The 13,237-nt window shown below is 72.5% G+C and carries 9 protein-coding genes; 4 read left to right on the forward strand and 5 right to left on the reverse strand.

Annotated features, from left to right (window positions below):
- Positions 1–15 precede the first annotated feature (15 nt).
- Complete coding sequence (locus tag ACFVU3_RS33900) at positions 16–1,026, reverse strand: questin oxidase family protein (RefSeq protein WP_390072401.1); 1,011 nt, start codon at positions 1,024–1,026, stop codon at positions 16–18.
- A gap of 486 nt (positions 1,027–1,512) precedes the next feature.
- Between ACFVU3_RS33900 and ACFVU3_RS33905 the strand changes: the two genes are divergently transcribed.
- A complete protein-coding gene (locus tag ACFVU3_RS33905; protein WP_390072403.1) occupies positions 1,513–2,517 on the forward strand; it encodes a sigma-70 family RNA polymerase sigma factor in 1,005 nt (334 codons plus the stop codon).
- Positions 2,518–2,637: 120 nt separating this feature from the next.
- Here ACFVU3_RS33905 and ACFVU3_RS33910 read toward each other — a convergent pair whose 3' ends face one another.
- A complete protein-coding gene (locus ACFVU3_RS33910) occupies positions 2,638–3,594 on the reverse strand; it encodes a helix-turn-helix transcriptional regulator (protein WP_390072420.1) in 957 nt (318 codons plus the stop codon).
- A 62-nt stretch (positions 3,595–3,656) separates the two neighbouring features.
- On the opposite strand from ACFVU3_RS33910, the gene ACFVU3_RS33915 reads away from it, so the two are divergent.
- Entirely contained in the window at positions 3,657–5,207 is a 1,551-nt protein-coding gene (locus ACFVU3_RS33915) for an MFS transporter (RefSeq protein WP_390072404.1), read from the forward strand.
- A 143-nt stretch (positions 5,208–5,350) separates the two neighbouring features.
- On the opposite strand, the gene ACFVU3_RS33920 is transcribed toward ACFVU3_RS33915, so the two are convergent.
- The 3 genes from ACFVU3_RS33920 to ACFVU3_RS33930 form a co-directional block, all read right to left on the reverse strand.
- The gene (locus tag ACFVU3_RS33920) at positions 5,351–6,127 is read right to left on the reverse strand and encodes a DUF6227 family protein (protein WP_390072406.1); all 777 of its coding nucleotides are present in this window, start codon (positions 6,125–6,127) and stop codon (positions 5,351–5,353) included.
- Positions 6,128–6,269: 142 nt separating this feature from the next.
- The gene (locus ACFVU3_RS33925) at positions 6,270–7,451 is read right to left on the reverse strand and encodes a P1 family peptidase (RefSeq protein WP_390072408.1); all 1,182 of its coding nucleotides are present in this window, start codon (positions 7,449–7,451) and stop codon (positions 6,270–6,272) included.
- Between the two features lie 14 nt (positions 7,452–7,465).
- On the reverse strand, positions 7,466–8,638 hold the full coding sequence (locus tag ACFVU3_RS33930; RefSeq protein ID WP_390072410.1) for a low temperature requirement protein A: 1,173 nt from the start codon (positions 8,636–8,638) through the stop codon (positions 7,466–7,468).
- Between the two features lie 576 nt (positions 8,639–9,214).
- On the opposite strand from ACFVU3_RS33930, the gene ACFVU3_RS33935 reads away from it, so the two are divergent.
- On the forward strand, positions 9,215–10,636 hold the full coding sequence (locus ACFVU3_RS33935) for a NarK family nitrate/nitrite MFS transporter (RefSeq protein WP_390072413.1): 1,422 nt from the start codon (positions 9,215–9,217) through the stop codon (positions 10,634–10,636).
- Positions 10,637–10,804: 168 nt separating this feature from the next.
- Complete coding sequence (pflB, locus tag ACFVU3_RS33940) at positions 10,805–13,084, forward strand: formate C-acetyltransferase (protein WP_390072415.1); 2,280 nt, start codon at positions 10,805–10,807, stop codon at positions 13,082–13,084.
- Positions 13,085–13,237: the final 153 nt, after the last annotated feature.

Here is a 13,237-nt window from a genome sequence, read left to right on the forward strand (position 1 = left end):
GCGTGGAGAGCGGTGCTATCCGTACGCGGGCGGGTTCAGCTCCACCGAGCGGACGGCGGCGGTCAGGGCGAGCGGGCCGCCGACGTCGAGGGCCGTGTCGGCGAACTTGATCGTGTGGTCGTCGCCGTGGTCCGCCGCCCGGGCGAAGACCTCCTCCGCGGTGAGACCGGTCGGCGCGTACGCGGCGGCCTCCCGCGGCGTGTACGCGGCCGTCACCGCCGCCGAGGCCGACCAGGCGGCCGCCAGGCTCGGCGCCCACAGGGCGCGGGGCAGCGCCGGCAGCGTCCGCAGGACGGCGTTGGGGGCCGTCGCCGCGTGCACCAGCATGATCGGCTCGCCGTGCCCGTGCGACGCGTACCGGTGCACGGCCGCCGTCACCAGCTCCGCCAGCCGCTCCCGCGCGGCCTCCGGGCCGGTCTCCGTGCCCCACGCGGGGAAGGCCGTCAGCTGCGCGAGCCGCTCCCGGATCCCGCCCTCCTGGTCCGGGACCGGCGGTACGGCGGCGAGCGCGGCGGCCGCGTCCGGCGCGGCGGCCAGTGTGCCGAGCGGCGGCAGCGGCTGGTGGCGGGCGGCCCAGTAGCCGAGCGCGTGTGCCAGCTCCGCCCGCCGGGGCGCCGTCCCCCCGCCGGGCGCCAGCAGCGTCCGTACGGCGTGCCCGGTGCGGATCACCGGATGCGTGGCGCCTGCCGCGATGCCGGGCAGCAGCCGCGGCCACCACTCCGCCAGCACCTCCCGCCAGGTCCGGTCCGCCAGCTCGCGGGCGAAGTACCGGGTCCAGTCGGTGATCCGGGCCGGATCACCGAGCGCCTCCCGCCAGTTCCCGGCGGTGACCGGGGCGTACGGCGCGGGCGCCTCCTCCAGCTTCGGCGCGTACGCGTCGAGCCAGCGGTGCACGGAGGCGGAGTGCCCGTGCCGGGCCAGCGCCTCCACGGCCATCGGCGCGTGGTTGGTGAGCCAGCCGTTCCGCTCGGGTCCGGTGGTGTGGAGCCGTTCGAGGGCCTCGTCGAGGATGCCGGTGGTGTCCATGGAGCGGACGGTAGGGCGGGGCCCGGGCGGGCCGTAACGGGCTCGGGACCTACACCCGGGGGCGGAGGGCCCCTCGGCCGGTGGTCGCGGACGAGGCGCGCGGTGGTCGCGGACCAGGCGCGCGGCGGTCGCGGAGGAGACGCGCGGTGGTCGCGGACGAGGCGCGCGGTGGTCGTGGAGACGGCGCGCCAGGCAACTTCCCGCCGCCGTCCGACGTCGTAGAAGGAGAAGGGCGGACGGCCGGCCGTGTGACGGCCGTCTCACCGACAGTGTGGTCGGGGAAGGCCCGGAGGGGCGTTCCGTGGGCTCTGACCTGCGGATCCGCGCCGGCGGCGAACCGCCGGGCGGGGCGGCGGCCGCGCAGGATACTGCATGATCGCGAAAATCCTGAGCCTCCTGGGAATTCTGTCCCGATTCCGGTCGTTGTTTCCGTCGGATGCAGGGCACCCGAAAAGGTGTCGCGACCTACTCAGCAAGGGAGCACGCATGGCAACCCGTGCCGTCGCCCGTCGTCAGTCCGCCGCCAAGAGCGGGGACGGCCGGGCAAGCAGCGTTCGCGTCGTGGGCGGGGAGATCGCCGACCGCGACCTGGTCGGCATGTACCTCGACGAGATCGCGCGCACGCCCCTGCTCGACGCCGCCAAGGAGGTCGAGCTCTCCCAGACCATCGAGGCGGGCGTCTACGCCCAGCAGATCCTCGACGGCGAGGTGGAGGACACGGAGGCGGGCGGGGCGACCCGCGAGGAGCTCCAGGCGCTGGCCGCCGAGGGCGAGCGTGCCAAGGACCTCTTCATCAAGTCCAACCTGCGGCTCGTCGTCGCCGTGGCGCGGCGCTACCCGCGCAGCGGCCTCCCCCTGCTCGACCTGATCCAGGAGGGGAACGCGGGCCTGGTGCGCGCCGTCGAGAAGTTCGACTACGCGAAGGGCTTCAAGTTCTCCACGTACGCCACGTGGTGGATCCGCCAGGCCATCACCCGGTCCATCGCCGACCAGTCCCGCACCATCCGCCTCCCCGTCCACCTGGTCGAGGAACTGGGCCGGATCCGCCGGGTCCAGCGCGAGTTCAACCGCGAGCACGGGCGCGAGCCGGAGCCCGCGGAGGTCGCCGAGGAGCTCGGCTCCACGCCGGAGCGGGTCACCGACGTCCTCGACTGGGCGCGCGACCCGGTCTCGCTCAACATGTCGGTCGACGACGAGGGCGAGACGCAGTTCGGCGACCTGCTGGAGGACACGTCGGCGATCTCGCCGGAGCAGTCCGTCCTCACGCTGCTGCGCAGCGAGGAGCTCGACGACCTCATCGACAAGCTCGACAACCGGACGGCGTCCATCATCCGCATGCGGTACGGCATCGAGGACGGGCGCGAGCGGACGCTGACGGAGGTCGGCAAGGAGCACGGACTGACGCGGGAGCGGATCCGCCAGATCGAGAAGCACGCGCTGCTGGAACTGAAGAAGATGGCGCGGGACACGGGCTTCGACGCGGTGGCCTAGAGCGGCCGGCGACCCGGTTTCCCGCGGCGCCCGCCGCCGGGTCCCCGTGGGGGCGTACGTTCCGCCCCGGCGGAACGTACGCCCCCAACGGAACGGCGGCGCGGTGGTGTGGGGGCGGGGTCAGGTGAGCGCGGCTGTGAGGCGGGCGGTGAGGTCCTGGAGGTAGGTGCGGAGCGCGGTGGGGGCCTCCACCTTGAAGGGGACGTCCATCAGGGCCAGGCGGAGGGCGATCCATTCGACGGAGTCGGTGACGCGGGCGCGCAGCCGGCACGTGTCGGGGCCGGTCGCGACCGGCGCCAGGTGCGCGGGGAGGCGCGCGACGACGAACTCCGCGGGCGCCTCGAACGTGACGTCCAGGTCCACCTCCCCCTGCGCCCGCGTCATCGACCGCGCCAGGTACGCCGCCTCGTCCCCCTCCGGCAGCTCCCGCGGGGTGAAGCGCGCGCCGGTCGCGAGCGGGTCGCTGACGCGGTCGACGCGGAAGGTGCGCCAGTCCTCGCGCCCGAGGTCGTACGCGACGAGGTACCAGCGGCGCCCGGTCGACACCAGCCGGTACGGCTCGACGAGCCGCTTCGTCTCGGCGCCGTCGCCCGCGCGGTAGCTGAACCGCAGCCGTTCGCGGCCGGTCACGGCGCCGGCGAGGGCCGTGAGGGTCGAGGGAGCGACGGTGGCGCCGTCGCCGCGGGTCAGCGGGATGGTCGCGTTCTGGAGCGTGGAGACCCGGTGCCGGAGCCGCGCCGGGAGGACCTGTTCCAGCTTGGCCAGGGCGCGTACGGACGCCTCGTCGACGCCCTCGATGGCGTGCCCCGCACCGGCCCGGAGGCCGACGGCGATGGCGACGGCCTCCTCGTCGTCGAGGAGCAGCGGGGGCATGGCCGTACCGGCGACGAGCCGGTAGCCGCCGACCGCGCCCCTGGTCGCCTCGACGGGATAGCCGAGGTCGCGGAGCCGGTCGATGTCGCGGCGGATCGTGCGCGGGGTGACCGAGAGCCGGTCGGCGAGCTCGCTGCCGGGCCACTCGCGCGGGGTCTGGAGGAGCGAGAGCAGATTGAGGAGTCGTGCCGGGGTGTCCGTCATGGAACCCATGATGCGACCTTATTAGGACGCGATCTGACCTACATGACTTCTATGGTCCTCCTATGAGCGCACACGAGACCGATGCCGCCACGGGGGCGGACAGCAGCACCACGGGGGACAGCAAGCGCTGGATCGCCCTGGCCATCGTCATGACGGCCGCCTTCATGGACCTGGTCGACGCCACGATCGTGAACATCGCGATCCCGAGCATCGAGCACGACCTGGGCACCACGACCACCGCGATCCAGTGGATCACCGCCGGCTACGCGCTGGCCTTCGCGGCCGGCCTGATCACCGGCGGCCGGCTGGGCGACATCTACGGCCGCAAGCGGCTCTTCCTGCTCGGCACGGCGGGCTTCACGATCGCCTCCGCGCTGTGCGGCGTCGCCGCCAACCCGGAGATGCTGGTCGCCTCCCGCCTCCTCCAGGGCGCGATGGCGGCGATGATGGTGCCGCAGGTGCTGTCGATCGTCCACGTCACCTTCCCGCCGCACGAGCGCGGCAAGGTCTTCGGCCTCTTCGGCGCGATCGTCGGCCTGGGCGCGGTCTCCGGCCCGCTGCTCGGCGCGCTGCTCACGGAGTGGAACATCGCGGGCCTGGAGTGGCGCCCGATCTTCCTCATCAACCTGCCGGTCGGCGTCGCCGCCCTCGTCCTCGGGCGGAAGTTCATCACCGAGTCGAAGGCGCCGAAGGCGCTCCGCCTCGACCTCGTCGGCGTCGTCCTCGTCACGGCCGCGCTGCTCCTGCTGATCTACCCGCTGACCCGCGGCCGCGAGCTGGACTGGCCGCTGTGGGGCCACCTGATGATGGCGGCCAGCCCGGTGGTCTTCGCCGTCCTCGTCGCGTACGAGCGGTACAAGACGAAGAAGGACGGCTCGCCGCTCGTCGAGCTGTCGCTGTTCAGGGTGAAGTCGTTCGCGGCCGGCATCGCCGTGCAGCTGACCTTCGGCATCGTGCTCGGCATCTTCTTCCTGGTGTGGACGCTCTACATGCAGCTCGGTCTCGGCTGGACCGCCCTCCACGCGGGTCTGACCGGGGTGCCGTTCTCGATCGCGGTCTCCGTGGCGGCGGGCCTGTCGGTGCAGCTGCTCGTCCCGCGCTTCGGCCGCAAGGTGCTCCAGGCGGGCGCGCTGACGATGGCCTCGGGCGTCCTGCTGTACTTCTTCGCCGCCGGGCGGTACGGGGCGGAGATCTCGTCCTGGCAGATGATCCCGGCGCTGGTGGTGATGGGCCTCGGCATGGGGCTGATCGTGGCGCCGCTGACGGACGCGGTGCTCTCGGAGGTCCCGAAGGAGCACGCGGGCTCGGCCTCCGGTCTGATCAACATGACCGGGCAGATGGGCAACGCGATCGGCCTCGGCCTGGTGTCGGTCGTCTTCTTCGGCACCTTCGACGAGGAGCGGCTGCGGCAGGCGCCCCAGGAGGTCACGTCGGCCTTCACCGACGCCTTCCGCAACTCCCTCGGCTGGGCGGCGGTGGTCCTCGCCGGGATCTTCCTGGTGATGTTCGCCCTGCCGGCCCGCCCCAAGCAGCACCTGGAGGGCGGCGCGGGCGAGGGCGAGGGCGAGGGCGAGCCGGCCGCGGTGGAGAAGGAGCCGGCGCTCACCTCCTGAACCCCGCGCGAAGGGCCCCGGTCTCCGGACCGGGGCCCTTCGCGTGTCCGGACCCTTCGCTCCCCCTGGCCGACCGGGATTTCGCGGTACGGGCGCCGGGCGTGCCGGTCCAGGTCTGAGCCGGCCCGCCGGGCGACGGGAGATCAGCGGACGCGGGAGCGGGCCTCCATCGCCCCGCGGGCCGCGGCCTCCGACTCGTACACCTCGCACATGTGCCGGCCGTCCGGGGTGGCCGTGTGCTCGACCTCCCAGAGGCTCAGCTCGGAGCCGTCGAGCAGCAGGAACTGGTGCTCGTAGAGGGTGAAACCGGCGTCCCGGCCGCCCTCCACCGGGCAGTTGCGGCCGAAGACCTGGGTGATGTGGTGGGCGAAGGCGATCCGCAGCCGGCGGGCGGTCCGCTCGGCGGGCCGGTCCTCGTTCTCCGCGCGGCGCAGGACCCGGCGGGCGTGGTCCGCCGAGTTGTCCGGCACGTACATCCGGGGCTGGGCGGGTATCGGACGGGCCAGCAGCGCGCTCAGCGCCGCGAGGTCGTCCTCGTCGTCGAGCGGACGCCCGTCGGAGCGCTCCACGGTCCACCCCGGCAGCGGGCCCGCGGGCAGCCGGGAGGCGGCGAGCCGCGCCTCCGCCTCCTCCGCGTACAGCTCGTGCTGTTCGGCGCCGTCCCGGCCCGCGTTGTGCACGAGCTCCCAGAGGGTGAGGGCGCTGCCGTCGGACAGCAGGTAGGCGTGGCGGTAGGTGGTGCGGCGCAGCGAGGAACTGTGGTGCGAGGAGTGCAGCGCGGTGGAGTGGGCGAGCGCCGACTCCAGGCGCTCCACCATCGCGTCGGGCAGGTCGAAGGAGTTGAGGGCCCGGCCGAGAAGCCGCTCGACGTGCGTCTCGGTCGTCTCGTACGGATCGTGGTGATCCCGAGGATCGTTCAAGAGGGTCTCCAGGCCGTCGCCGCATGTCACTTGGTGCTTGCTTAACGTAGTCCCTGGGTCCGACAACGGGGTCGGGGTTACGGAAAACGAGGGGGCGGCGGCAGAAGTTCCCGGCTCGTCCCCGCGCCCAACTCCCTTGTCGTTACCGGGAGTACCAGTGCCGAGGGGGGTCGTACAGCTCCCCGTACGAGGGGAAGTCGCCGCCCGGACCGCGCTGCCCCGCGGGGGCGGCCAGCACCGCGCGGACGATCGCCCGGGTCACCAGGTCGGCGCCGGCGGCCAGGACCTCGTTCAGGGCGAGCGGCCCCGGCGCGGCCGGCAGCTCCCGCGCCCCGGTGGCGAGCGCGAAGACCGTGTCGCCGTCGTTCATCAGGTGCACCGGCCGGATCGCCCGGGCGATGCCGTCGTGCGCCGTGCCCGCCACCTTCTGGGCCTGGGCGCGGGTCAGGACCGCGTCCGTGGCGACCACCGCGAGGGTGGTGTTCAGCGGCGGCCGGACGGAGGCGGCGCGGGCCTCGGCGAGCCGTCGTACCGCCGCCTCGTGCACCGCGCGCGACGGCCGGCCGGACCGGCCGCCCCACTCTCCGGAGCCGCCGGAGCCGCCCGAGCCGCCGGGATCGTCGACGCCGCCGGTGACACCGGCGTCTCCGACGGCATCGGCGTCTTCGGCGTCTTCGGTGAGGAAGTCGTCGAAGAGGCTCCCGTACAGGACGCCGGTCGCCGGGTCGACGGCCGAGCCGACCGCGTTCACCACCGCCAGGGCGGCGACTGTGATCCCGGACTCCAGGCGCAGGCTCGCCGTGCCGACCCCGCCGCGCATCCCGCCGGCGACCGCCCCCGTGCCGGCTCCCACCGCGCCCGTCGCCACGCGCGCGTGGTCCCCGGACGCCGCCGCGGCCTCCACCGCGGCCCGGCCGGTGGCGGCGTCCGGGCGGGCCGTGAAGTCGCCGCCCCGGCCCAGGTCGAAGACGCACGCGGCCGGGACCACCGGCACCACGTGGGACGGGTCGGGGCCGACCCTGACCCCGCGCCGGCGCTCCTCCAGCCAGGCCATCACCCCGGCGGCCGACTCCAGGCCGTAGGCGCTGCCGCCGGTCAGGACGAGGGCGTCGATCCGCTGGACCACGTTCCTCGGGTCGAGGGCGTCCGTCTCGCGGGTGCCGGGGCCGCCGCCGCGCACGTCCACCGCGGCCACCGCCCCGCCCTCCGGGGCGAGGACGACCGTGGTCCCGGACAGCGCCCGCGGGCCCGCCACGCGCGCGTGGCCCACCCGGATGCCGGGCACGTCGGTGAGGCCGTCGGGGGAGAGCCGGTCTGCTGTCATGTCCCCTTCCTACCTCAGGAGGGGCGGGCCGTCCTGGGAGCGCGCGCGGTGAGCGTCACGCCGACCGCCACCGCCGCCGCCGCCACCAGACCCGCCGCGAGCACCGCCCAGCGGCCCGCGAACGAGCACAGCAGGATCGCGAGCGACGCCCCCGGCAGCACCGCCTGCTGGGCGAGGCCGACCTTGAAGTAACGGGCGTGCAGCAGCCACACCGACAGCAGGAAGACAGCCGCAGGGATCGTCACCGACGCGGAGGCGGCGAGCGTGCTGATGTGGGCCTTGCCGACGGCCTGCTCGACGGCGATCTCCAGACCGGCGCCGATCGCCGCCGCCGACATGAAGATCACGAAGTGCCCGTACCCCCACAGGAAGCCCTGCCGGCTGCTCGTCAGCCGGTCGTGCGCCGGGACGACGAAGTAGATCCACCAGGCCGCGAAGACGATGAGCAGCCCGCCTCCCGCGATCGGCAGCAGCTCGCCGAGGGCGTCGTTCTCCACGATGCCCGACTTCACCGCCACCGTCGCCGCCGCCACCGACTCACCGAGCACGATGATCGTGAACAGCCCGTACCGCTCCGCGATGTGATGCGGATGCCAGGTGCTGGGCGCGTCCTTCTCCGCGTACACCGGCACCGCGAGCTCCGCCAGCGCCATCACCAGGAACACCCACGGCTTGGCCCCGTCCGGCACGAACAGCAGCGCCAGCCAGCCGACCTGCACCGCGAGCACCCCGCCCGCGTACCGCCGGCACATCGTCCGCTCCTCCGCCGACACGGCGTGGTGCGCGGCCCGCAGCCACTGCGAGGCGAGCGCCACCCGCATCACCAGGTAGCCGAGGTAGACGACGAGGAAGTCGTGCTCCTCGAACGCCCGCGAGACACCGGCGGCGAGGATCAGCACGCCGGCGATCTGGACGAGCGTGACGACCCGGTACAGGACGTCGTCGTTGTCGTAGGCGGAGGCGAACCAGGAGAAGTTCATCCAGGCCCACCAGATCGCGAAGAACACCATCGCGTAGTTCACGACGCCCTCGCCCGCGTGCCCCTCGGCGACCGCGTGCACGAGCCCCGCGCCCGCCTGGGCGACGGCGACCACGAAACACAGGTCGAAGAAGAGCTCCAGCGGTGTGGCGGCCCGGTGCGACTCCGCGCGGGAACGCGCGGTCAGAGGAAGGAACGGTTGTGTCATGGACCCAGCACATCAGAGCCGCGGCTCCGCCGTTTTCAAGCCACGCGGACCGGTACGGCGCCCGGGACCGGCGCCGCCTCGTCACGGGCCGCCACCAGCCGGGCCGGCCGCGGGTGGTCCGCCGGCGGCGCCGACACGGCGTACGCGTCCGGCAGCCCGTCCAGGGCGTGCGTGAACCGGCCAGGCGCCAGCAGATGGGCCGCGCCGGCGACCCGCCGGAAACCCTCCGCACGCGCGCGTGCGACCGCCTCCGCGGGGAGCCCGCCGCGCGCTCGGCGGCGCGCAGCCGGTCGTACAGCGCCGGCGACACCGCGTGCTCACCCTCCAGCCCCGGCCTCACACCCCTTCCCAAGGGTCGTCGCGCCGGCCCGGGGGCACCCCCTTCTCCGCCGCCGGGCGCGGGGCCCGACCGGCCCGCCCGCACCGGGACCTATGGCCGCCCGGGGAGGCGACCTAGGCCCGCCCGGGGCGGCGACCATCGGCACTGACGCCGCCCCAGGACCGAGGCGCAGCCTGGAAAGACAAGGAAGAAGCCTCGAACAGGCTCGTAAACGTCAGGGAAGTCAGGGAAGTGCCATGAGTTCCGTAGTCCAGGACAGCAGGACCACGGGCGGGTCACCCGCCTCGTACGACACGGAGCAGTACCGACCCGGCCGGACCATCACCGACTGGGAGCCGGAGAACGAGCTCTTCTGGAAGTCGATCGGCGGGAAGGTCGCCCACCGCAACCTGTGGATCGCGGTCCCGGCCCTCCTCGTCGCCTTCGTCGTCTGGCAGGTCTGGTCGGTCACGGCCACCAACCTGAAGGACGTCGGCTTCGGCTTCTCGACCTCGCAGCTGTTCTGGCTGACGGCCATCCCCGGACTGACCGGCGGCACGGCCCGCATCCTCTACACCTTCCTCGGCCCGATGATCGGCCAGCGGCGGTTCACCGCCCTGTCGACGGTCGTCCTGATCGTCCCGCTGATCTGGCTGGGCATCGCCATCCAGGACCCGGCCACCCCGTACACCGTGATGGTCGTCATCGCCGCCCTCTGCGGCATCGGCGGCGCGAACTTCGCCTCCTCCCTCGCCAACATCGGCTTCTTCTTCCCCAAGGCGAAGAAGGGCAGCGCGACCGGCATCAACGGCGGGCTCGGCAACCTCGGCGTCTCCGTCGTGCAGCTGCTCACCCCGATCGTCATCACCTGGTCGACGATCGCGATCGGCTCCGCCCAGCACAAGGCCGACGGCACCCCCGTGTACCTCCAGAACGCGGCCTTCGTCTGGGTCCCCGTCGTGCTCGTCCTGGCCGCCGTCGCCTGGTTCGGCCAGAACGACCTGAAGGTCGCCTCCACCCCGTTCAAGCAGCAGAAGGTCATCTTCCGGCGCAAGCACAACTGGCTGATGACCTGGCTGTACGTCGGCACCTTCGGCTCCTTCATCGGCTTCGCCGCGGCCCTGCCGATGCTGATCAAGACCACCTTCCCCGACTACTCGGTCGCCACCTACGCCTGGATGGGCCCCGCCGTGGGCGCGCTCGCCCGCTGGGCCGGCGGCTGGATCGCCGACAAGTGGGGCGGCGCCCGGGTCACCATCCTGTCCTTCGTCGGCATGGCCGCCTCGATCGTCGGCGTCATCACCTTCCTGCCCTCCGGCGGTGACGGCGGCAGCTTCTACGGCTTCTTCTTCTGCTTCCTCGCCGCGTTCTTCTTCTCCGGCATCGGCAACGGCTCGACCTTCCGCCAGATCCCGGTCATCTTCCGCGGCACCCACCTGAAGGGCCTCACCGAAGGCACCCCCGAATACGCGAGGGCCCTCAAGCAGGCCGAGATGGAATCGGGCGCGGTCACCGGCTTCACCTCCGCGATCGCCGCCTACGGCTTCTTCTTCATCCCGGCGCTCTTCGGCTCGGTCGCCGTCACCAGCGCGATGTGGGGCTTCGTCGCCTTCTACGTCAGCTGCATGGTCGTGACCTGGTGGTTCTACGCCCGCAAGGGTGCCGAGGCCCCCAGCTGACCCACCCCGCACCCCCGCGCGAAAGGTCCCGCCCCGGCGGGGCCTTTCCGCATGCCCGGGAAAAGGACCTACGGCCCCCCACCGGTGACCAATGCCGCCGGAAACGATCGATCAAAAGGAGTGGAATGGAGACAAGCGACGACGCGATCGAATGAATCGAAGAAGGCGGTGCGGGAAGTGACTGCGACCCCTGCTGAGACCACGGTGACCGAGCGGGCCTGGAAGGGCTTCAAGGGCGGACTCTGGCGCGACGCCATCGACGTCCGCGACTTCATCCAGCAGAACTACACCCCCTACGAGGGCGACGACTCCTTCCTCACCGGCCCCACCGAGCGGACCACCGCCGTGTGGAAGGCGATCACGGACAGGTTCCCCGAGGAGCGCGCCAAGGGCGTGTACGACGTCGCGTACGACATCCCCTCCACCATCACCGCCCACGCCCCCGGATACATCGACCGCGACAAGGACCTGATCGTCGGCCTCCAGACCGACGCCCCGCTGAAGCGGGCGATCATGCCCTACGGCGGCTGGCGGATGGTCGCCGGCGCCCTGGAGACCTACGGCTACCCGGTCTCCGAGGAGCTGGAGAAGGTCTTCACCGAGTACCGCAAGACCCACAACGCCGGCGTCTTCGACGCCTACACCCCGGAGATCCGCGCCGCCCGCAAGGCCGGCATCGTCACCGGCCTCCCGGACGCCTACGGCCGCGGCCGCATCATCGGCGACTACCGCCGCGTCGCCCTCTACGGCGTCGACCGCCTCCTCCAGGTCAAGAAGGACGAGAAGGCCGAACTCGACGTCCTCCCGGCCGGCGGCCGCTCCCTGGAGGAGACCATCCGGCTCCGCGAGGAGCTCTCCGAGCAGATGCGGGCCCTCGGCGAGCTGAAGGCCATGGCCGCCTCGTACGGCCACGACGTCTCCGGTCCCGCCACCACCGGCCGCGAGGCGATCCAGTGGCTGTACTTCGCCTACCTGGCCGCCGTGAAGGAGCAGAACGGCGCCGCGATGTCGCTGGGCCGCACCTCCACCTTCGTCGACGTCTACCTCCAGCGGGACATCGAGGCCGGCCTCCTCACCGAGGAGCAGGCCCAGGAACTCGTCGACGACTTCATCATCAAGCTCCGCATCGTGCGCTTCCTGCGCACCCCCGAGTACGACGAGCTGTTCTCCGGCGACCCGACCTGGGTCACCGAGTCCCTCGCCGGCATGGGCGAGGACGGCCGGCCGCTCGTCACGAAGACCTCCTTCCGCTACCTCCAGACCCTGTACAACCTCGGCCCGGCGCCCGAGCCGAACATGACCGTCTTCTGGTCGCCGCAACTGCCCCAGGGCTTCAAGGAGTTCTGCGCGAAGGTCTCCATCGACACCTCGTCCGTGCAGTACGAGTCCGACGAGCTGATGCGCCCCCGCTTCGGTGACGACACCGCGATCGCCTGCTGCGTCTCGGCGATGCCCGTCGGCAAGCAGATGCAGTTCTTCGGCGCCCGCGTGAACCTCGCCAAGACGCTGCTGTACGCGATCAACGGCGGCCGCGACGAGAAGTCCGGCGCCCAGGTCGGCCCCGCCACCGGCGCCCTCACCTCCGCGGTCCTCGACTACGACGAGGTGATGGACCGGTTCGACGAGCAGATGGAGTGGCTCGCGGACGTCTACGTCCACGCCCTGAACGTCATCCACTACATGCACGACAAGTACGCGTACGAGCGCCTGGAGATGGCCCTCCACGACCGCGACGTGCGCCGCACCATGGCCTGCGGCATCGCCGGCCTCGCGGTCGCCGCCGACTCGCTCGCCGCCATCAAGTACGCGAAGGTCAGCCCGGTCCGCGACGAGACCGGCCTCGCCGTCGACTACGAGATCGACGGCTCCTACCCCGCCTACGGCAACAACGACGAGCGGGTCGACGCGATCGCCGTCCGGCTGGTCGAGGAGTTCATGCGGAAGGTGCGCAAGCACCCCACCTACCGGAACGCCGAGCACACCCAGTCCGTCCTGACCATCACCTCGAACGTGGTCTACGGCAAGAAGACCGGCAACACCCCCGACGGGCGCCGCGCGGGCGAGCCGTTCTCCCCGGGCGCCAACCCGATGAACGGCCGCGACACCCACGGCTACGTCGCCTCCGCCCTGTCGGTCGCGAAGCTGCCGTACGAGGACGCCGAGGACGGCATCTCGCTCACCAGCACCGTCACCCCCGACGGCCTGGGCCGCACCCCCGAGGAGCGGATCAGGAACCTGGCCGGCGTGCTCGACGGCTACATGGCGAGCGACGGCTTCCACATGAACGTCAACGTCCTCAACCGGGACGTGCTGATGGACGCCATGGAGCACCCGGAGAACTACCCGCAGCTCACCATCCGGGTCTCGGGCTACGCGGTGAACTTCGTCCGCCTCACCCGCGAACAGCAGCTCGACGTGCTGAACCGGACCTTCCACGGCGCGCTGTAGAGAACCCGAGAGAGAACGGGAGGGGGGGAGGGGGGGCCCGGGCCCGCCGGCCCCCGCGGCCCCCCCCCCCCCCCCGCCCCCCCCCCCCCCCCCCCCACCCCCGCCCCCCCCCCCGCCGCCGAGCGGCCCCGCGGCCCCCACGCCCCCGCCCCC

Origin of the sequence: Streptomyces sp. NPDC058052 (genome assembly GCF_042885515.1) — a bacterium.
GTDB lineage: Bacteria > Actinomycetota > Actinomycetes > Streptomycetales > Streptomycetaceae > Streptomyces.